This is a genomic window from Kluyvera sichuanensis (assembly GCF_040930405.1).
Lineage (GTDB): Bacteria > Pseudomonadota > Gammaproteobacteria > Enterobacterales > Enterobacteriaceae > Kluyvera > Kluyvera sichuanensis.
In genome coordinates, this window is sequence record NZ_CP162271.1 from 3,758,507 (window position 1) to 3,777,844 (window position 19,338).

The 19,338-nt window shown below is 54.8% G+C and carries 18 protein-coding genes and 1 pseudogene; 8 read left to right on the forward strand and 11 right to left on the reverse strand.

The window, feature by feature from the left end:
- Positions 1-181 precede the first annotated feature (181 nt).
- Entirely contained in the window at positions 182-1,555 is a 1,374-nt protein-coding gene (gene hemN / locus AB2B48_RS18055) for an oxygen-independent coproporphyrinogen III oxidase (protein WP_368299770.1), read from the forward strand.
- Positions 1,556-1,624: 69 nt separating this feature from the next.
- On the opposite strand, the gene AB2B48_RS18060 is transcribed toward hemN, so the two are convergent.
- From AB2B48_RS18060 to glnA, 4 genes are all read right to left on the reverse strand, one after another.
- Entirely contained in the window at positions 1,625-1,732 is a 108-nt protein-coding gene (locus AB2B48_RS18060; protein WP_147281518.1) for a YshB family small membrane protein, read from the reverse strand.
- Between the two features lie 111 nt (positions 1,733-1,843).
- On the reverse strand, positions 1,844-3,256 hold the full coding sequence (gene glnG, locus AB2B48_RS18065; protein ID WP_035892305.1) for a nitrogen regulation protein NR(I): 1,413 nt from the start codon (positions 3,254-3,256) through the stop codon (positions 1,844-1,846).
- Between the two features lie 9 nt (positions 3,257-3,265).
- Positions 3,266-4,315, reverse strand: coding sequence for a nitrogen regulation protein NR(II) (gene glnL, locus AB2B48_RS18070; RefSeq protein ID WP_035892306.1), 1,050 nt, complete (start codon positions 4,313-4,315; stop codon positions 3,266-3,268).
- A 206-nt stretch (positions 4,316-4,521) separates the two neighbouring features.
- The gene (glnA, locus tag AB2B48_RS18075; RefSeq protein WP_035892307.1) at positions 4,522-5,931 is read right to left on the reverse strand and encodes a glutamate--ammonia ligase; all 1,410 of its coding nucleotides are present in this window, start codon (positions 5,929-5,931) and stop codon (positions 4,522-4,524) included.
- Between the two features lie 379 nt (positions 5,932-6,310).
- Here glnA and typA point away from each other — a divergent pair, with 379 nt between their 5' ends.
- The 5 genes from typA (at position 6,311) to fabY (ending at position 11,150) form a co-directional block, all read left to right on the forward strand.
- A complete protein-coding gene (gene typA, locus AB2B48_RS18080; protein ID WP_035892308.1) occupies positions 6,311-8,134 on the forward strand; it encodes a ribosome-dependent GTPase TypA in 1,824 nt (607 codons plus the stop codon).
- A gap of 136 nt (positions 8,135-8,270) precedes the next feature.
- Positions 8,271-8,870, forward strand: a complete 600-nt coding sequence (gene yihX, locus AB2B48_RS18085; protein ID WP_368299771.1) for a glucose-1-phosphatase — start codon at positions 8,271-8,273, stop codon at positions 8,868-8,870.
- A complete protein-coding gene (locus AB2B48_RS18090; protein ID WP_185668852.1) occupies positions 8,864-9,730 on the forward strand; it encodes a virulence factor BrkB family protein in 867 nt (288 codons plus the stop codon). The genes yihX and AB2B48_RS18090 overlap by 7 nt, the downstream gene beginning before the upstream one ends.
- Positions 9,727-10,164 (forward strand): D-aminoacyl-tRNA deacylase, encoded by a 438-nt coding sequence (gene dtd / locus AB2B48_RS18095; RefSeq protein WP_185668851.1) that lies wholly within the window; start codon positions 9,727-9,729, stop codon positions 10,162-10,164. Before AB2B48_RS18090 ends, dtd begins: the two co-directional genes overlap by 4 nt.
- Before the next feature lie 44 nt (positions 10,165-10,208).
- Positions 10,209-11,150: a fatty acid biosynthesis protein FabY gene (gene fabY / locus AB2B48_RS18100; protein WP_185668850.1), complete on the forward strand. Its 942-nt coding sequence runs from the start codon at positions 10,209-10,211 to the stop codon at positions 11,148-11,150.
- A gap of 33 nt (positions 11,151-11,183) precedes the next feature.
- Here the strand turns inward: fabY and AB2B48_RS18105 are convergent, their stop codons facing one another.
- The 3 genes and pseudogenes from AB2B48_RS18105 to AB2B48_RS18115 form a co-directional block, all read right to left on the reverse strand.
- Positions 11,184-11,441, reverse strand: a complete 258-nt coding sequence (locus AB2B48_RS18105) for a type II toxin-antitoxin system RelE/ParE family toxin (RefSeq protein ID WP_368299772.1) — start codon at positions 11,439-11,441, stop codon at positions 11,184-11,186.
- Complete coding sequence (locus AB2B48_RS18110; RefSeq protein WP_368299773.1) at positions 11,434-11,676, reverse strand: type II toxin-antitoxin system ParD family antitoxin; 243 nt, start codon at positions 11,674-11,676, stop codon at positions 11,434-11,436. The genes AB2B48_RS18105 and AB2B48_RS18110 overlap by 8 nt, the downstream gene beginning before the upstream one ends.
- A 65-nt stretch (positions 11,677-11,741) precedes the next feature.
- Positions 11,742-12,645, reverse strand: a pseudogene (locus tag AB2B48_RS18115) (alpha/beta hydrolase).
- A gap of 206 nt (positions 12,646-12,851) precedes the next feature.
- Here AB2B48_RS18115 and AB2B48_RS18120 point away from each other — a divergent pair.
- Both AB2B48_RS18120 and AB2B48_RS18125 read left to right on the forward strand, forming a co-directional pair.
- Entirely contained in the window at positions 12,852-13,094 is a 243-nt protein-coding gene (locus AB2B48_RS18120) for a CopG family transcriptional regulator (protein ID WP_220439108.1), read from the forward strand.
- A 2-nt stretch (positions 13,095-13,096) separates the two neighbouring features.
- Positions 13,097-13,468, forward strand: coding sequence for a type II toxin-antitoxin system VapC family toxin (locus AB2B48_RS18125; protein ID WP_368299774.1), 372 nt, complete (start codon positions 13,097-13,099; stop codon positions 13,466-13,468).
- A 37-nt stretch (positions 13,469-13,505) separates the two neighbouring features.
- Here the strand turns inward: AB2B48_RS18125 and fdhE are convergent, their stop codons facing one another.
- From fdhE to fdnG, 4 genes are read right to left on the reverse strand one after another with little or no spacing between them, the layout of a single operon-like run.
- Positions 13,506-14,435: a formate dehydrogenase accessory protein FdhE gene (gene fdhE, locus AB2B48_RS18130; RefSeq protein WP_368299775.1), complete on the reverse strand. Its 930-nt coding sequence runs from the start codon at positions 14,433-14,435 to the stop codon at positions 13,506-13,508.
- Complete coding sequence (gene fdoI / locus AB2B48_RS18135) at positions 14,432-15,067, reverse strand: formate dehydrogenase cytochrome b556 subunit (RefSeq protein WP_220439049.1); 636 nt, start codon at positions 15,065-15,067, stop codon at positions 14,432-14,434. The genes fdhE and fdoI overlap by 4 nt, the downstream gene beginning before the upstream one ends.
- Positions 15,064-15,966 (reverse strand): formate dehydrogenase subunit beta, encoded by a 903-nt coding sequence (gene fdxH / locus AB2B48_RS18140; protein WP_035892321.1) that lies wholly within the window; start codon positions 15,964-15,966, stop codon positions 15,064-15,066. The genes fdoI and fdxH overlap by 4 nt, the downstream gene beginning before the upstream one ends.
- A gap of 12 nt (positions 15,967-15,978) precedes the next feature.
- Complete coding sequence (gene fdnG / locus AB2B48_RS18145) at positions 15,979-19,029, reverse strand: formate dehydrogenase-N subunit alpha (RefSeq protein WP_368299776.1); 3,051 nt, start codon at positions 19,027-19,029, stop codon at positions 15,979-15,981.
- Positions 19,030-19,338: the final 309 nt, after the last annotated feature.

Here is a 19,338-nt window from a genome sequence, read left to right on the forward strand (position 1 = left end):
ACCCGATTGGCTTGCCAGTCCTGCTTATAACCCTTTTGGTTGTATGTTATCTGGTGTGGTTATTCGTTAAACTACGACGGTTGTCGCGGCGTCAAAAGTGGCTGCGCAACCGGCTGTTGCTTCGTAACGGAGCAGCACCGGCACGCCGTCGTCGTTCGCGATACCATCGGAAGGAGTGAGCATGTCTGAGCAGTTAATCGACTGGGATCTGGCCCTGATCCAGAAATATAACTATTCCGGGCCGCGCTATACCTCGTATCCCACCGCACTGGAATTCTCTGACGCCTTTGGCGAACCTGAGTTTCATAACGCCGTTGCGCGTTACCCCGAACGTCCGCTGTCGCTGTACGTGCATATTCCGTTCTGCCACAAGCTCTGCTATTTCTGCGGCTGCAATAAAATTGTTACCCGCCAGCAGCATAAAGCTGACCAGTATCTCGACGTGCTGGAGCAGGAAATCCGCCAGCGCGCGCCGCTGTTTACCGGCCGTCACGTCAGCCAACTTCACTGGGGCGGCGGTACGCCAACCTATCTGAACAAGGCGCAAATCAGCCGCTTGATGACGCTGCTGCGCGAGCATTTTCACTTTGATGCCGACGCGGAAATTTCCATTGAAGTCGACCCGCGCGAAATTGAGCTGGACGTTATCGACCACCTGCGCGCCGAGGGCTTTAACCGCCTGAGCATGGGCGTACAGGACTTCAACAAAGAAGTGCAGCGGCTGGTGAATCGCGAGCAGGACGAAGACTTTATCTTTGCGCTGCTCAACCACGCGCGCGAAATTGGTTTCACCTCGACCAATATCGACCTTATCTACGGCCTGCCGAAGCAAACGCCAGAGAGCTTTGCCTTTACCCTGCAGCGCGTTGCCGAGCTGAACCCTGACCGTCTGAGCGTGTTTAACTACGCGCACTTGCCGACGTTGTTTGCCGCTCAGCGCAAGATTAAAGACGCGGACCTGCCGTCGGCGCAGCAGAAGCTGGATATCTTGCAGGAAACCATCGGCTCGCTGACTCAGGCAGGCTACCAGTTTATCGGTATGGATCACTTTGCCCGCCCGGATAACGAACTGGCCGTAGCCCAGCGCGAAGGTGTGCTGCATCGCAACTTCCAGGGCTACACCACCCAGGGCGATACCGACCTGCTGGGTATGGGCGTATCCGCGATCAGCATGATTGGTGACTGCTACGCGCAGAACCAAAAAGAGCTGAAGCTCTATTACCAGCAGGTTGCCGAGCAGGGTAATGCGCTGTGGCGCGGCATTGCGTTGACTCGTGATGACTGTATCCGTCGCGATGTTATCAAAGCGCTTATCTGTAACTTCAGCCTCGATTTCGCGGCAATAGAGCAACAGTGGGTGCTGAAGTTTAGCGACTATTTTGCCGAAGACCTGAAGCTGCTGGCACCGTTGGCGCAGGATGGGCTGGTGGATGTGAATGAGAAGGGGATTAAGGTGACGGCGAAAGGTCGTCTGTTAATTCGTAATATCTGCATGTGCTTTGATGCCTATCTGCGACAGAAGGCGCGGATGCAGCAGTTCTCGCGGGTGATTTAGCGATGATATTGCCCGGCGGCGCTACGCTTACCGGGCTAAGAGGCCGGATAAGCGCAAGCGCCATCCGGCTTAGCTAAACAGCCCGACCAGCGCGGCACACAGCACGGCAGCAACGGCCGTCTGTGGTGAATGACCGGCGGCGCCGCTTGAAGCCAAATTAATCAATGATTCAAACATTATCGTCCCCTCGAATTTGCGGGCTGAATAATACTGAACTCATCGAAACAGTAAAGTATAAAATTGCAGCAACTTGCGCGAATCGAGCAATATTTACACTTCACTCTGGCCTTACTCCATTCCCAATTCTTTCAGCTTACGCGTCAGGGTATTGCGACCCCAGCCAAGCAGGCGAGCCGCTTCCTGTTTGTGCCCCTGCGTGTAGCGCAGCGCGGTGGTCAGCAGCGTACGCTCCATCTCCGGCTGGGCCTCAGAAAGCAGGTTTTGATGACCGGAACGCAGCGCTCTGTCAGCCCACTGCGCCAGCAGCGTTGCCCAGCTATCCGGCAGCGACGTTGCCGTGGTGCTGTCCGGCATACTGGCTTCAAACAGCTCGCTCGGCAGATCCTGAATCAGCACCTCTTGTCCTGCGGCCATCACCGTGAGCCAACGGCAGGTGTTTTCCAGCTGACGCACGTTACCTGGCCAGGCCAGGCGCGTTAACGCCGCTTCGGTTTCCGGGTGCAGCAGCTTGGCTTCCACGCCCAGCTCGCGTGCGGCAACCTGCAAGAAGTGGTGCGCCAGGCGCGGAATATCTTCCCGGCGCTCGCGCAGCGGCGGCAGGTGGACGCGGATTACGTTCAGGCGGTGGAATAAGTCCTCGCGGAATTTGCCTTCCTGAACGCGCTGTTCGAGGTTCTGGTGGGTTGCCGCGATGATGCGTACGTCAACCTTCACCGGGGCATAGCCGCCGACGCGGTAAAACTGACCGTCGGCCAATACGCGCAGCAAGCGGGTCTGGACGTCCATCGGCATATCGCCAATTTCATCGAGGAACAGCGTGCCGCCGTCGGCCTGCTCAAATCGACCCTGGCGAACGGTATTCGCGCCGGTAAATGCCCCTTTCTCATGGCCAAACAGCTCAGACTCAATCAGGTCTTTTGGAATGGCCGCCATGTTGAGCGCGATAAACGGTGCTTTAACGCGAGGGCTATGGCGATGCAGCGCATGGGCAACCAGCTCTTTACCGGTACCGGACTCGCCGTTAATCAGCACGCTGATAGACGAGCGTGAGAGGCGACCGATAATGCGAAACACGTCCTGCATAGCGGGTGCTTCACCGATGATATCGGTGGTTGGGTCATTGACCTGTACGTTGCGCGGCTGCTGCTGCTCCTGGTAGTGACTAATCGCTCGCTCGACCAGCGCGACCGCTTCATCGATATCAAACGGTTTTGGCAGGTAGTCAAACGCCCCTTGCTGGTAGGCGCTAACGGCGGCATCCAGATCGGAGTGCGCAGTCATTATGATGACCGGAAGCATCGGATGGCGCTGCTTAATTTGCGTTAACAGCGCCAGTCCGTCCATTCCGGGCATGCGGATATCGGACATCAGCACGTCAGGCGTTTTGGTGGCCAGCGCATCCAGCACCTCTTTTCCGCCTTCAAACGTGGTGCAGGTTAACCCCGCGCCGGTGAGCGCGCGTTCAAGCACCCAACGGATGGAGCTATCGTCATCAACGACCCAGACTATCCCTCGTTGCATAAACACACCTTATTTCTTGATTGGCAGGAAAACCGAGAACTCGGTATGGCCTGGCCAACTGGTAAATTCAATTTTGCCGGAGTGCTGATCGATAAGGCTGCGCGCTATCGACAGACCCAGCCCGGTGCCGCCTTCGCGGCCGCTGACCATCGGGTAAAACAGCGTATCCTGCAAATGCGATGGAATACCGGGGCCGTTATCTTCAACATCAATTCGAGCGGCCAGTCGGTAGCGTACGCCGTGCAGCGTTAACTGAAATGCGGTGCGGGTGCGCAGGACAATTTCGCCCCCTTCCGGGCCAAGCGCCTGCAGCGCGTTGCGCACAATATTCAGCAGAACTTGTTCAATCTGGTCTGGATCGTGCGGAAGTTCCGGCAAACTTGGATCGTAATCGCGCACCAGAGTGACGTTCTCCGGCAGCTCCATCGACACCAGTTTGACGACGCGTTCCGCCACTTTATGAATGCTCTCGGTGATGTGCGTACCGGGATGCTGTGGGCCAAGCAGACGGTCGACCAGATTCCGCAGGCGGTCGGCCTGCTCAATGATGACGTTGGTGTACTCGGTCAGCGCCGGGTCAGGCAGCGCCTTACTGAGTAGCTGCGCAGCGCCGCGTAAGCCACCCAGCGGGTTTTTAATCTCGTGGGCGAGCCCACGTACCAGATCGCGCGCTGCGATTTGCTGAGCGTGCTGGAGCTGCTCCTGGCTGAGGCGGCGTTGATTATCCATCGGCGCCATTTCCAGCAGGATGAAACCGTCTGGCAAACGCTGCGCGGTCAGCGAAAGAATATGCGAGCGCCCGTCAATCACCAGCGTCACTTCGTTATCGGTAAACCCCTGGCCCGTTTGCAGGCTCTCCTGCATCAAGCCAATGTTCAGCGAGAAATAGCTCAGAAGCTCGGGTAAGGGCGTACCAAAGAGTTTGCGCGCGCTCTGTGCCAGCAGTTGCTGTGCGGCAGGGTTCGCATAGTGAACGGCCAGGTCATCATCGACCAGTAAAATGCTGTTGATTAACGAGTTAAGGATCTGCCCAGCATCGGGCAGTGCGCCTGTTGCCATTTAGCAGTCTCCTGAAAAGGCTTGCACTGTTTTAGTGCAGTATAGCTTTTTACGGGTAAAAAGCGCGAGATATCAGGTTGTTGGTGGAGAAAAAAGCCCATCCTGAGATGGGCTGAAAGTTTCCACGGCAACTTAATTCCAGGGAGTGCGCCAGAACCTAAGGGCAATGGCGCGGCTTCAGCTGGAAAGTACAACTCAAAATACGATTAGACGCTGTAGTACAGCTCGAACTCAACCGGGTGCGGAGTCATACGTACGCGGTCGTTTTCTTCGGTGCGCAGCGTGATGTAAGCGTCGATAGCTTCATCAGTGAACACGCCACCTGCGGTCAGGAACTCGCGGTCTGCATCGAGAGCCTGCAGCGCTTCTTCCAGAGAGCCAGCAACCTGTGGGATCTCTTTCGCTTCTTCTGGCGGCAGGTCGTACAGGTTTTTGTCCATGGCTTCGCCAGGGTGGATTTTGTTTTTGATGCCGTCCAGGCCAGCCATCAGCAGTGCCGCGAAGCACAGGTATGGGTTAGCCGCTGGATCCGGGAAGCGCACTTCGATACGACGCGCTTTCGGAGAAGCAACAACCGGGATACGGATGGATGCAGAACGGTTACGGGCAGAGTAAGCCAGCATTACCGGTGCTTCATAACCCGGGACCAGACGCTTGTAGGAGTTGGTGGTCGGGTTAGCCAGGGCGTTGATAGCTTTAGCGTGTTTGATAACACCGCCGATGTAGTGCAGCGCTTGCTCGGACAGGCCAGCATATTTGTCGCCGGAGAACAGGTTTACGCCGTTCTTGGACAGGGACATGTGGCAGTGCATGCCGGAACCGTTATCGCCAAACATTGGTTTTGGCATAAAGGTCGCGGTTTTACCGAAGCGGTGAGCGACGTTGTGCACAACATATTTGTAGATCTGAATTTCGTCCGCTTTCTTGGTCATGGTGTTGAAGCGGGTGGCGATTTCGTTCTGGCCAGCAGTCGCAACTTCGTGGTGATGCGCTTCAACAACCAGGCCCATCTCTTCCATGATCAGACACATGGTAGAACGGATGTCCTGTGAGGAATCAACCGGAGGAACCGGGAAGTAACCGCCTTTAACGCCTGGACGGTGACCTTTGTTACCACCTTCGTATTTGGTGGAGGAGTTCCATGCGCCTTCGATGTCATCGATAGCAACGTGAGAACCGGAGATGGATGCGCCGAAGCGGATGTCATCAAACAGGAAGAATTCTGGCTCTGGCCCGAACAGAACGGTGTCCGCGATGCCGGTAGCGCGCAGGTACTCTTCAGCGCGTTTAGCGATGGAGCGCGGGTCACGGTCGTAGCCCTGCAGTGTACCTGGTTCCAGGATGTCACAACGAATGATCAGGGTAGACTCTTCAAAGAACGGGTCGATGAGAGCGGTAGATGCATCTGGCATCAGAACCATGTCGGATTCGTTAATGCCTTTCCAGCCACCGATAGAGGAGCCGTCAAACATTTTGCCTTCTTCGAAGAATTCGGCATTTACCTGATGCGCAGGAATAGTGACGTGCTGTTCTTTACCTTTGGTATCGGTGAAGCGCAGATCGACAAACTTCACTTCGTGCTCATTCAGCATCGTCAAAACGTGTTCAGCGGACATACTTAACATCTCCCGGATTTATCATTGTCGTCGTGGTAACGAGGTCTTCAATCACTGCTTAAAGTGGCGTTGTTGCCCTGAAATATACAAAGCGAAATCTGTGCCAACTTTTAAATCACCCCCAAAAGGCGTTATCATGCGCACCATAGTGCAAAAGGGCTGCACCACGATAGCGTCTTTGCACCATTATAGTGCTTATCCTGAAGCGATGAGCACCATATTGGTGCAAATTGTGATTAGGTGCCCTTTTTATGCTCCGTGAAAGCGATCACAAAGGAACTCTGCAATACTTGTTTGCGGAGGATCTCTGTGATCCTGTTTTGTAGTGCGATTAATCCGTGTACAATAACGCGCTATTTCTAATGCCCGAGGCAAAGTTGTGATCGAAAATTTGCGTAACATCGCCATCATCGCGCACGTTGACCATGGTAAAACTACCCTGGTCGATAAGCTGCTGCAGCAATCCGGTACGTTTGATGCACGTGCTGAAACTCAAGAACGTGTGATGGACTCCAACGATTTGGAGAAAGAGCGTGGGATTACCATCCTCGCGAAAAACACCGCAATCAAATGGAATGATTACCGTATCAACATCGTTGATACCCCAGGGCACGCCGACTTCGGTGGTGAAGTTGAGCGCGTCATGTCCATGGTTGACTCTGTGCTGCTGGTAGTTGATGCAATGGATGGCCCGATGCCGCAGACGCGCTTCGTGACCAAAAAAGCATTTGCTCATGGTTTGAAGCCAATTGTTGTTATCAACAAAGTTGACCGTCCAGGCGCGCGTCCTGATTGGGTTGTTGACCAGGTATTCGACCTGTTCGTTAACCTCGACGCGACCGACGAACAGCTGGACTTCCCTATCGTTTACGCTTCCGCGCTGAACGGTATCGCAGGTCTGGATCACGAAAATATGGCGGAAGACATGACCCCGCTGTATCAGACCATCGTTGATCGTGTACCGGCTCCAGACGTAGACCTGGATGGTCCGCTGCAGATGCAAATCTCCCAGCTGGACTACAACAACTACGTTGGTGTTATCGGTATCGGCCGTATCAAACGCGGTAAAGTGAAGCCAAACCAGCAGATCACTATCATCGATAGCGAAGGCAAAACCCGTAACGGTAAAGTTGGTAAAGTACTGACTCACCTGGGTCTGGAGCGTATCGATAGCGACCTGGCTGAAGCTGGCGACATCATCGCGATCACCGGTCTGGGCGAGCTGAACATCTCCGACACCATCTGCGACCCGCAGAACGTCGAAGCGCTGCCAGCACTGTCCGTTGATGAACCGACGGTAACCATGTTCTTCAACGTCAACACCTCTCCATTCTGTGGTAAAGAAGGTAAGTACGTTACCTCTCGCCAGATTCTGGACCGTCTGAAGAAAGAACTGGTACACAACGTGGCACTGCGCGTTGAAGAAACTCCGGATGCAGACGCATTCCGCGTTTCTGGCCGTGGTGAACTGCACCTGTCCGTTCTGATTGAAAACATGCGTCGTGAAGGTTTCGAAATGGCGGTTTCCCGTCCGAAAGTAATCTTCCGCGAAATCGATGGCCGTAAACAAGAGCCATTCGAAAACGTAACGCTGGACGTCGAAGAGCAGCACCAGGGTTCTGTCATGCAGGCACTGGGTGAGCGTAAAGGCGACCTGAAAAACATGAATCCAGACGGAAAAGGCCGCGTACGTCTCGACTACGTGATCCCAAGCCGTGGTCTGATCGGCTTCCGTTCAGAATTCATGACCATGACCTCCGGTACCGGTCTGCTGTACTCCACCTTCAGCCACTACGACGACGTTCGTCCGGGTGAAGTGGGCCAGCGTCAGAACGGCGTACTGATCTCCAACGGTCAGGGTAAAGCGGTTGCGTTCGCACTGTTCAGCCTGCAGGACCGCGGTAAGCTGTTCCTGGGCCACGGCGCAGAAGTTTACGAAGGCCAGATCATCGGTATTCACAGCCGTTCTAACGACCTGACTGTAAACTGCCTGACCGGTAAAAAACTGACCAACATGCGTGCTTCTGGTACTGATGAAGCCACCACGCTGGTCCCAGCTCAGAAAATGACTCTGGAACAAGCTCTGGAGTTCATCGATGACGACGAACTGGTAGAAGTTACCCCAACGTCTATCCGTATCCGTAAACGTCACCTGACTGAAAACGACCGTAAACGCGCGATGCGCGGTCCAAAAGAAGATTAATTTCTCTCTTTTGTCGTGACCTAAAACCCCGCCTATATGGCGGGGTTTTTCTTTTTGAAATAGAGCGCGTTTGTTCATGGTCAAAGTTCTCCTTTCCCGCTAGAGTGAAATTTCCACGGCGTGAACGGAGGCAAAAATGCTCTATATCTTTGATTTAGGTAATGTGATTGTCGACATTGATTTCAACCGTGTTCTGGGTACGTGGAGCGATCTCGCCCGCGTTCCGCTGGCTCGGCTAAAGCAGAGTTTCACTATGGGAGAGGTATTTCATCAGCATGAGCGCGGTGAAATATCGGATGAAGCGTTTGCAAAAGCCATGTGCCACGATATGGAGCTACCGCTCAGCTACGAGCAGTTTGCCCACGGCTGGCAGGCGGTTTTTGTGTCGCTGCGCCCTGAAGTTATCGACATAATGAAAACGCTGCGCGAGCAGGGGCATCGTGTCGTCGTCCTGTCTAATACCAACGCACTGCACACCACCTTCTGGCCGGATGAATACCCGGAAATCTATGCTGCTGCCGACCACGTTTATCTCTCCCAGGAGATGGGAATGCGTAAACCAGAAGCACGGATTTACCAGCGCGTACTCGAGTCGGAAGGTTTTTCTGCCGCCGATGCGGTCTTTTTTGACGATAACGCCGATAATATAGAGGGCGCTAACCAGTTGGGGATCACCAGCGTGCTGGTGACCGGGAGAGAAACCCTACCCAACTATTTTATGAAGTCGTTATGCTAAAAACCGTTCATCAAAAACTGATTCATCATACCCGGCCGCTGGTGGCGTGGAGTAAATTCCTCTGGCGGCGCATCGAAGAAGATAATATGACGACGCTGGCGGGCAACCTGGCCTACGTGTCGTTGCTTTCCATTGTGCCGCTGGTGGCGGTGATTTTTGCCCTGTTCGCGGCGTTCCCCATGTTTTCGGAAGTTAGCCTGCAGATTCGCCATTTTGTGTTCGCTAACTTCCTGCCCGCAACCGGCGACGTTATTCAACGCTATATCGAGCAGTTTGTCGCCAACTCCAACAGGATGACTGCGTTTGGGGCCTGCGGCCTGATTATTACCGCGCTGCTGTTGATGTACTCCATTGATAGCGCTTTGAACACCATCTGGCGGAGCAAGCGCACGCGCCCAAAGGTTTACTCGTTTGCCGTCTATTGGATGATCCTGACCCTGGGGCCGTTGTTGGCCGGGGTGAGCCTGGCAATCAGCTCCTATTTGTTGTCGCTACGCTGGGCCAGTGAACTGAACGGCGTGATTGATAACCTGCTGCGGGTTTTCCCGTTGCTGCTTTCCTGGCTGTCGTTCTGGCTGCTCTATAGTGTGGTGCCGACTACCCAGGTGCCGAATCGTGATGCGATTATTGGGGCGCTGATAGCGGCGTTACTGCACGAATTGGGTAAGAAGGTGTTCTCGCTCTATATCACCGCGTTTCCATCCTATCAGCTGATTTACGGCGTGTTGGCGGTGATCCCCATTTTGTTTGTTTGGGTCTACTGGACCTGGTGTATCGTCTTGCTAGGTGCCGAAATAACTGTCACTCTCGGTGAATACCGAAAATTGAAAACAGAACAACAAGAAGCCGAAGAATCATGATTGCATTAATTCAGCGAGTCACCCGTGCTAGCGTCAGCGTGGCGGACGAAGTGACGGGAGAGATTGGCCTGGGGCTGTTGGTGCTGCTGGGCGTAGAGAAGGACGATGACGAGCAGAAGGCAAACCGCCTGTGCGAGCGCGTGCTGGGCTACCGTATCTTCAGCGATGCGGACGGTAAGATGAACCTTAACGTGCAGCAGGCCGGCGGTAGCGTGCTGGTGGTGTCGCAGTTTACGCTGGCGGCTGATACCGAACGCGGTATGCGCCCGGGCTTCTCAAAAGGCGCCGCGCCGGATCGTGCCGAAGCACTCTATGACTATTTTGTACAACGCTGTCGCCAACAGGACATGAACACGCAAACAGGACGATTCGCAGCGGATATGCAGGTGTCGCTGGTCAATGACGGCCCCGTGACGTTCTGGTTACAAGTATGACCACGCTTCCCGTTAGGACGTGGGCGACAAAAGAGAGTGCCATTATGTACCATCTCCGAGTACCGCAGACTGAAGAAGAGTTAGAGCAGTATTACCAGTTCCGCTGGGAAATGCTGCGTAAACCCCTGCATCAGCCCAAAGGTTCCGAACGTGATGCCTGGGATGCCATGGCGCACCATCAGATGGTGGTTGATGAGCTGGGAAAGCTGGTCGCCGTAGGGCGACTGTACATTAATGCGGATAACGAGGCCTCCATCCGCTTTATGGCAGTGCATCCTGAGGTTCAGGATAAAGGGCTGGGGACGCTTATCGCGATGACGCTGGAGTCCGTCGCGCGCCAGGAAGGGGTGAAACGCGTCACCTGTAGCGCACGCGAAGACGCCGTGCCGTTCTTTTCCAAGCTAGGATTCAAGAACGAAGGGGAGATAACGACCCCGCAGACAACCCCCGTTCGCCACTTCCTGATGATTAAACCCGTGGCTTCATTGGACGATATTCTGCACCGCGGCGACTGGTGCGCGCAGTTGCAGCAGGCCTGGTACGATCATATTCCGCTCAGCGAGAAAATGGGCGTGCGCATCCAGCAGTATACCGGGCAGAAATTCATTACCACCATGCCGGAAACCGGCAACCAGAATCCGCACCATACGCTGTTTGCCGGTAGCCTGTTTTCGCTGGCGACGCTCACCGGCTGGGGGCTTATCTGGCTGATGCTGCGCGAACGCCATCTGGGCGGCACCATTATTCTTGCCGATGCCCATATCCGCTATCGAAAACCTATCACCGGTAAACCGACTGCCATCGCCGACCTCGGCTCGCTAAGCGGCGACCTGGACCGACTGGCTCGAGGACGTAAAGCGCGCGTGCAGATGCAGGTTGAACTGTTCGGCGATGACACCCCTGGCGTGGTGTTTGAGGGAACCTATATCGTGCTGCCTGCAAAACCATTCGGTTCGTATGTTGAGGGCGGGAACGAAGAGGAGTAGCGACTATTGTAGGTGCAGCGCGGGCTGCATCTGCTAGTGGAGTATCCGGATAATGAAAATGCCATCCTCCTTGAGCTGGTAGTAAATAGCATGCTGGCGGTGGTTATGTTGGCGGATACCTTCCTTGAGAGCGGAGCAGTCATGGCCCATTGCTGGATTTTTTGCTAAGAGCGAAAAAAGCGTGTCCAGCTCACGAGTATATTTATCTGCCTGATGAGCGCCAAATTTGTACCACGTAAATTCATAAATAGATTCAAAGTCTTCGACGGCACTGTTTGACAGTTTATACATTGAGATTGCGCTTTTTCCTTGCTGCGATCTCACTAAGCGTGAGATCGCTCTCCCCACTACGTATTCCTTCTTCCAGCGCATTACGCAGAGCGTTATTACGCAATTCTTGCTCTTCAAGCAGCCGTAATGCCGAACGTACAACCTCGCTGGTGGAACCGTAGCGCCCGCTTTCAATCAATTTGTTAATAAAGCTGTCCAGGTGTTCGCCGATAGTGATGCTGGTTGTTCTTGGCATGGGTTTATCTCTTTGTGTTATTTATTCATACAAGATAACACTACCAGGCGAAATTTTGAACAGACTTACAGTGCCACCCGTCGGGCCACGTCCTGCATTGCCTCCCGCGCCGTTTGGCTTATGCCACCCAGCTGGAAAAAGCCGTGAATAACGCCGAGATAGCGTTGGCTGGTGCATGACACGCCTTGCCGGGTGAGCCGTTCAAAAAGTGCTTCTCCTTCATCCCGCAGCGGATCGTACTCGGCGGTGATGATATGCACCGGCGGCAGGCCGTTAAAATCATCGCGCCAAAGCGGGCTGGCTTCCGGGTTCTGTGGGTCGTGTTCCTGAAGATACATTTCAAAGCCGGAGAGCAGCGTGTCGCGGGTAATGATGTAGTCCTGGCCATTGCTGACATAGCTTGCAAAGCTGGATGTTGCGTCAAGCATAGGGTAAATCAGCACGAGTTTCGCGGGAGCCCACACGGCGGAAGCTTTCAGGCGCAGCGCGGTTACCAGCGCCAGATGCGCGCCCGCGCTGTCCCCCATCAGTGTTACCCGCTGGCGGTCAATACCCAACTGCTGCGCGTATTTGTGGATCAGGTTGGCACCGCGCTCGGCGTCATCGTGGGCGGCGGGGAAAGTGTGCTCTGGTGCCAGCCGGTACTGCACTGACCCGACACCCGCCATGCCAGGCTAATTGTCGCAGCTGATTATCATGGGTGATAAACCCACCGCTGACAAAACAGCCGCCATGAAAGTAAACAATGCAGGGGAGTGACGATGCTGAATTTAGCGGCGAAATGACGCGAAATGTCATCTCTTCGAGCACAATATCTTCTGATTTGACGCGAATCTCTTTTTCGCCTGCCAGCGCTGTGCTGGCAATATACCCCTTTCTCCGGTCATCAATATTCTGCTTGCGTGAAGAGGGGCGACCCGCTGCAATAAACTCAGCAACTAACTGCGCAATGCCGTTTTCCAATGCCATGATGATGTCCTTTTTGCTGTATAAACATACAGCTTTATAGCCTGGTTTATCGCGAATGAAAACGGGGAAATTGGGTAGGGTGGTGATTGTGGATAGCGGCTCGCAAAAATGCACGATTTCTCCATTGCAGCCTATAACCTTATTTAAATCGCGTGTATTTTGTTCGCTTATTGAGCTCGAGTGATATACTGGAGGTATATGTGAGCGTGATGGTTGAAAGGGATATGGGCAGAATACTTCTCGATTTGTCGGACGAGGTGATTAAGCGCCTCGACATCCTTAAACAGCAGCGGAATCTTCCCCGTGCGGAACTGTTGCGTGAAGCCGTTGAGCAATATCTGGAAAAGCAAAGCCAGGCTGAGCTTATGATCTCGGGCGCGCTTGGGATCTGGCAAGAGTGTGAAGAAGATGGCGTTGAGTATGAACGTAAGCTCCGTGAAGAGTGGTAGCGATGAAAAGACCCGTTCTTTTTGATACCAATATTTTAATCGATCTCTTCAGCGGGCGGATGGAGGCGAAGCGGACGATGGACTCCTATCCCCCGCAACATGCGATAAGCCTGATAACCTGGATGGAGGTCATGATCGGGGCAAAGCGTTTTCATCAGGAGCAGCGAACGCGAATTGCCTTGGGCGCATTTGAAATTATTGGTGTGACAGAAGAGATTGCGGAGCAGAGTGTGAATCTACGTCAGGAGTACGGTATGAAACTGCCCGATGCCATTATTCTGGCGACTGCACATGTTCATCGTCGGGAACTGGTGACGCGCAATACAAAGGATTTTGCGGGACTTCCGGGCGTAATTTTACCCTACACGCTGTAAACCGGGCCGAATATACTGCCCGGTTTAGCGCGGGAAATTACTCCCCTTCCCCCGGGAACAAGAACGGGTTAATCGAGCTGCGGGCGAACCCTTCCTGCTCCATTCTCGCGTCCAGTACCAGTGAGGCAAGGTCGTCGGCAACCGCTTCGACTTTCGGGTCTTTTTCCTGATAGAGAATCTTCAGGTAAGTGCCGCAGTCGCCGCAGCTTTCGGCTTTGATGGCAGCCTGCTCGTTGTCCAGTGACCAGTAATGCAGGTCGCGGCTCTGTTCGCAGTTGCTGCACTTCACGCGCACCACGTGCCATTCGGTTTCACACAGGTTGCAGTGCAGATAGCGCAGCCCCTGAGTAGTACCAATTTGCACCATGCTTGAGACCGGCATTGAGCCGCAAACCGGGCAGAACTGGCGCTGTTCGCCGTATTCGGCGCGGGCTTTTCCCGGAATCAGACTGGCCATTTGCGCCCAGTAAAGCGACAGAGCAGCCCAGATAAACGGCGCTTTATCGCTGCTCACGGAGGCAAAGTCAGAGGCAAACAGCGCGCTCGCCATCTGCTCCAGCTCCTGCTCTGAGGCCTTCTCCAGGTTCTCGATGACCGCCAGCGCTGGGCCGCTCATCTCAGGCTTCAGCTCGGCAATCATTGATTGCAGCAGCGTGTGCCAGTGCTTGTCGCGGGGTAGAACGTGAATATCCAGCGGCGGTTTGCCCTGTTCATTCGCTTCTTTGATGCGCGCGGTGAGATCCATTTTCAGCGGGTGGTCGTAAAGCACCACTTCCTGTGCGTGGGCGATGAGCGCAGCAAAGCGCAGGTAATCACCCAGCGGATTATTCTCTGCCAGCTCGCGCAGACGTTCGGCGCGGCGGTTGTAGAGGTTCTTGAGTCTGGGGAACAACAACGGCGGAATGACTTCCGCCGTACGTTTCTCGCTCGAACCCAGCTCATCTTGCGGGATTATGCGAATACTCATTCAGATGACTTTTCCTGTTTCTGGCGGACTTCACGGTACCAGCGCGGGTGGTGTTTCTTCGCCCACGTTTTGGTAACCCATCCCTCCACCATCGCGGTAATGGTGCCTTTCACCCAAAGGGCGGCGTAGATATGCACCATGATAACCACAATTAACGCCACTGCGGCAAATGAATGCAGCATTAGCGCAAATCGGATCACCGGGATTGAGAAAGCAGGCGCAAAGTACGGACGCCAGATAATCACACCGCTCACCAGCAGCAGCACCAGGAAGATAATCGCCGCCCAGAATACGCATTTCTGACCGAAGTTATAACGCCCGGTGTCACCTACTTCCTCGTTGACGACGATCTTACGAATATTCTTCGCCCAAAAGATATCATCCCGATTGATTAGATTGTGGTGCCAGTAGCGGAAAAACATGATGATAAACGAGGCAAACATGATGACCCCGACAAACGGGTGCAGAATTCGCGCCAGCTGCGGAGTCCCCATGATTTGCATCAGCCAGTTGAAGGAGGGGAAGAAAAACCCCAGCCCGCTTATCGCCGCCAGCATGAAGCAGAAGGCGGTGACCCAGTGGTTGATGCGTTCCGGCGCCGTGTAGCGCACGATGGTGTCACGTTTTTTCATTTGCGCACCTCATCGTCTTTCTCATCCAGATTGTCTTCTTCCTCTTCTGCACGGTTCGGACCGACCCCGACGTAGTGGAAGATGCTCGCGGCGAACGTAGCGGCAAAGCCGATAGCGGCCAGCGGTTTCCAGACGCCTTTCCAGAACTTCACGGTGGCGCTGATTTCCGGGTTCTCCGGCAGACCGTGGTACAGATTCGGTTTATCGGCATGGTGCAGCACGTACATCACGTGCGTACCGCCAACGCCTGCCGGATCGTACAGGCCCGCATTGTCGTAACCACGGGTTTTCAGTTCGGCCACGCGCTCGCCCGCCAGCACTTTCATATCCTCTTTGGAACCAAAGTGGATAGCGCCGGTTGGGCAGGTTTTCACGCATGCCGGTTCTTGCCCGACGTTCACGCGGTCAACGCACAGCGTACATTTGTAGACGCGGTTGTCTTCCGGGTTGAGTCGCGGCACGTTGAACGGGCAGCCAGCAATACAGTAGCCGCAGCCAATGCACTGCTCTGACTGGAAGTCGACGATGCCGTTGGCATACTGAATGATAGCCCCTTCTGACGGGCATGCCTTCAGGCAGCCCGGGTCGGCGCAGTGCATACAGCCATCCTTACGGATGAGCCACTCTAGTTTGTCGTTCTGTTCCACTTCCGAGAAACGCATTACCGTCCAGGATTTGGCGGTTAAATCCGCCGGGTTGTCATACACCCCGACGTTGCTGCCAATCTCGTCACGGATGTCGTTCCACTCTGAACAGGCCACCTGACAGGCTTTACAGCCGATACAGGTGGTCACGTCGATAAGCTTCGCCACCTCTTCCTGGTGATCCCGCGCGCGAGGCGCGGGAGTGAAACCGTTAGTGGCGGAACGACGGATGATGTCCTGCGATTGATAAGCCATAGGTCGTCTCCGTTACACCTTTTCCACGTTCACCAGGAAGGACTTGAATTCCGGCGTCTGCGAGTTCGCATCGCCGACGGACGGAGTCAGGGTATTCGCAATAAACCCTTTCTTCGCCACGCCTTCATAGCCCCAGTGGATTGGAATACCGATGGTATCGATATCCTTACCGTCAACTTTCAGCGTGCGGATACGCTTGGTCACCACCGCCTTGGCTTTGATATAGCCGCGGTTAGAGGAGACCTTCACGGTATCGCCATGGCCGATGCCGAGCTTATCGGCGAGCTTCTCACCAATCTCCACGAACTGTTCCGGCTGTGCGATGGCGTTAAGCAGCGCATGCTTGGTCCAGTAGTGGAAGTGCTCGGTCAGACGGTAGGTGGTACCGACGTACGGGAACTTGTCCGCTTTACCCAACGCTTCCCTATCACCTTTAAAGATACGGGCGGCAGGGTTAGAGATGACGTTCGGGTGCAGCGGGTTGGTGCCCAGCGGCGTTTCAAACGGCTCGTAGTGTTCCGGGAACGGACCTTCAGCCATCTTATCGAGGGCAAATAGGCGACCCATCCCTTCCGGCTGCATGATAAACGGCCCAACGTTGCTGCCCGGTGCCGCGGCGCTGTAGTCCGGAATATCCACGCCGCCCCATTTCGCGCCGTCCCACTTGAGGAGCTGGCGCTTCGGATCCCACGGGTTACCCTGCGGGTCTGCGGAGGCACGGTTATACAGGATGCGACGGTTCAGCGGCCATGCCCAGGCCCAGCCCAGCGTGTTGCCAAGGCCGGATGGGTCGGCGTTATCACGACGCGCCATCTGGTTGCCGTCCGGCGTCCAGCTACCGGCGAAGATCCAGCAACCGCTGGCGGTGGTGCCGTCATCGCGCAGTTGGGCGAACGAGCTCAGCTGCTGGCCTTTCTTCACGATAACCGCGCCGGTGGCCGGGTCGATAATATCGGCCAGCGCCTTACCGTTGTTCTCCATCGCCACTTCCTCAGACGCAGGCTCATTAGGCGTTGAGTAGTTCCAGCTCATGTTCAGTACCTGTTCAGGTACCGGGCCGCCCTCTTCGGCGTACATCTTACGCAGGCGTAAGAAGATGCCGGCCAGGATCTCACCGTCGGTGACGGCATCCCCCGGGGCGTCCGCGCCTTTCCAGTGCCACTGGAGCCAGCGACCGGAGTTAACGATAGAACCGTTCTCTTCGGCGAAGCAGGTGGACGGCAGGCGGAACACTTCAGTCTGGATTTTCGACGGATCAACATCGTTCGACTCGCCGTGGTTTTGCCAGAAGGTCGCCGTTTCGGTGTTGAGTGGGTCAATGGTGACGAGGAACTTCAGTTTAGAAAGCGCCGCGACGGTTTTGTTTTTGTTCGGGAATGACGCCACCGGGTTAAAGCCCTGGCAAAGATAACCGTTGACCTTACCCTCGTTCATCATCTCGAAGTACTGCAGGACGTCGTACCCTTTGTCCCACTTCGGCAGCCAGTCAAAGCCCCAGCTATTTTCCGCCGTCGCTTTATCGCCGTAGAAGGTCTTCATCATCGAGACGAAGAATTTCGGGTAGTTGCCCCAGTAGTTCACCTGACCATCCAGCAGCGGTTTAGGCGTGTTGGCGGTGAGGTAGGTTTGCAGGTCAGTCTGCTTCTCGTTTGGCAGCGTCATGTAGCCCGGCAGGCTCGTCGACAGCAGGCCGAGGTCGGTCAGACCCTGGATGTTGGAGTGGCCGCGCAGGGCGTTCACGCCGCCGCCTGCCATACCCATGTTGCCGAGCAGCAGCTGAATCATCGCCATGGTACGGATGTTCTGCGAACCGATGGAGTGCTGCGTCCAGCCCAGTGCATACAGGAACGAGGCGGTTTTATCGTGCGCGCTGGTCTCTGCGATGTACTCGCAGACTTTCAGGAAGTCGGCTTTTGGCGTACCGCAAATCTTCTCTACCATCTCCGGCGTGTAGCGGGAAATATGCTGTTTCAGCAGATTCCAGACGCAGCGCGGATGGGTGAGAGTGGTATCGCGTTTCGCGTGGCCGTTCTCATCCAGTTCGTAGTTCCAGGAGGTCTTATCGTACTTACGCGCTTCGGCGTCGTAGCCGCTGAACAGGCCGTCGTTGAAGCTAAAGTCTTCACGCACGATAAGGCTGGCGTTGGTATAGGCTTCGGTGTACTCGCGGTTGAATTTTTCGTTATTCAACAGGTACAGCATCACGCCCGACAGGAAGGTAATGTCGGTACCGGAGCGAATTGGGGCGTAGAAATCCGCCACTGACGCGGTTCGCGTAAAGCGGGGGTCGATAACAATCAGCTTCGCGCCATTATGGATCTTGGCTTCCATCGCCCAGCGGAATCCCACCGGATGCGCTTCTGCCGCGTTCCCACCCATCACGACGATGAGGTTGGCGTTCTTCATGTCAACCCAGTGGTTGGTCATCGCACCGCGACCAAATGTTGGAGCAAGACTTGCTACCGTTGGTCCGTGTCAGACACGCGCTTGGTTGTCGACCGCGAGCATACCGAGCGCGCGGGTGAATTTCTGTGTTAAGAAGCCGGTTTCGTTACTGGAAGCAGAGGCGCACAGCATACCGGTCGTCAACCAACGGTTAACGGTGGTGCCTGCTTCGTTTTTCTCGATAAAGTTGGCGTCGCGGTCGGCCTTCATCAGCTTGGCGATGCGGTCGAACGCTTCATCCCAGCTGATTTGTTGCCATTTATTGGAGCCAGGAGCGCGGTATTCAGGGTATTTCAGACGGCTTTCAGAGTGGATAAAGTCCACCAGGCCTGCGCCTTTCGGGCACAGCGCGCCGCGGTTTACCGGGTGATCCGGATCCCCTTCGATGTGGAAAATTGAGGCTTTTGCGTTTTTTGCGCCGTCGCCGAGGCTATACATTAAAAGCCCACAACCGACAGAGCAGTAAGTGCAGGTGTTACGGGTCTCACGGGTGCGCAGCAATTTATACTGCCGTGTTTCCGCGAGTGCGATGCCTGGGGCAAAGCCCAGTGCGGCTGCCGTGGTTCCTGCCATACCGCCAGCGCAGATCTTAAAGAACTGCCTTCTGCTGACCTGCATGGATCGCTCCTTGTTTCGACATTGTCATTGCTTGTAGTTGTTCTCCGTCGTAGTCAGACGAAGATTCTGAATACTAAGATGCCCTCAGTTCCAGGAGGGCTTTGGTTCAGAATACCACAATATCGGTAGGCTTGTTCCAATGCGGTTAATGATAGGTGAATGGATTTTGCGAGGATTAACATTGAATCGTGAGATTTATCACATTTAACTCAGTTTATCGCGTTACTTTGGCGGGTGATTAACGAAGATAACCACAAGGTAGTACCTATAGTTTACGCAGACTTTTTGTAGCAGAATGTCGCTAAAAAA

What these genes read in the sequence shown, in the direction of transcription:
- hemN (WP_368299770.1), top strand. Translation starts at nt 182, where the DNA reads ATGTCTGAGCAGTTAATCGACTGGGATCTGGCCCTGATCCAGAAATAT.
- AB2B48_RS18060 (WP_147281518.1), bottom strand. Translation starts at nt 1,732, where the DNA reads ATGTTTGAATCATTGATTAATTTGGCTTCAAGCGGCGCCGCCGGTCAT.
- glnG (WP_035892305.1), bottom strand. Translation starts at nt 3,256, where the DNA reads ATGCAACGAGGGATAGTCTGGGTCGTTGATGACGATAGCTCCATCCGT.
- glnL (WP_035892306.1), bottom strand. Translation starts at nt 4,315, where the DNA reads ATGGCAACAGGCGCACTGCCCGATGCTGGGCAGATCCTTAACTCGTTA.
- glnA (WP_035892307.1), bottom strand. Translation starts at nt 5,931, where the DNA reads ATGTCCGCTGAACACGTTTTGACGATGCTGAATGAGCACGAAGTGAAG.
- yihX (WP_368299771.1), top strand. Translation starts at nt 8,271, where the DNA reads ATGCTCTATATCTTTGATTTAGGTAATGTGATTGTCGACATTGATTTC.
- AB2B48_RS18090 (WP_185668852.1), top strand. Translation starts at nt 8,864, where the DNA reads ATGCTAAAAACCGTTCATCAAAAACTGATTCATCATACCCGGCCGCTG.
- dtd (WP_185668851.1), top strand. Translation starts at nt 9,727, where the DNA reads ATGATTGCATTAATTCAGCGAGTCACCCGTGCTAGCGTCAGCGTGGCG.
- fabY (WP_185668850.1), top strand. Translation starts at nt 10,209, where the DNA reads ATGTACCATCTCCGAGTACCGCAGACTGAAGAAGAGTTAGAGCAGTAT.
- AB2B48_RS18105 (WP_368299772.1), bottom strand. Translation starts at nt 11,441, where the DNA reads ATGTATAAACTGTCAAACAGTGCCGTCGAAGACTTTGAATCTATTTAT.
- AB2B48_RS18110 (WP_368299773.1), bottom strand. Translation starts at nt 11,676, where the DNA reads ATGCCAAGAACAACCAGCATCACTATCGGCGAACACCTGGACAGCTTT.
- AB2B48_RS18125 (WP_368299774.1), top strand. Translation starts at nt 13,097, where the DNA reads ATGAAAAGACCCGTTCTTTTTGATACCAATATTTTAATCGATCTCTTC.
- fdhE (WP_368299775.1), bottom strand. Translation starts at nt 14,435, where the DNA reads ATGAGTATTCGCATAATCCCGCAAGATGAGCTGGGTTCGAGCGAGAAA.
- fdoI (WP_220439049.1), bottom strand. Translation starts at nt 15,067, where the DNA reads ATGAAAAAACGTGACACCATCGTGCGCTACACGGCGCCGGAACGCATC.
- fdxH (WP_035892321.1), bottom strand. Translation starts at nt 15,966, where the DNA reads ATGGCTTATCAATCGCAGGACATCATCCGTCGTTCCGCCACTAACGGT.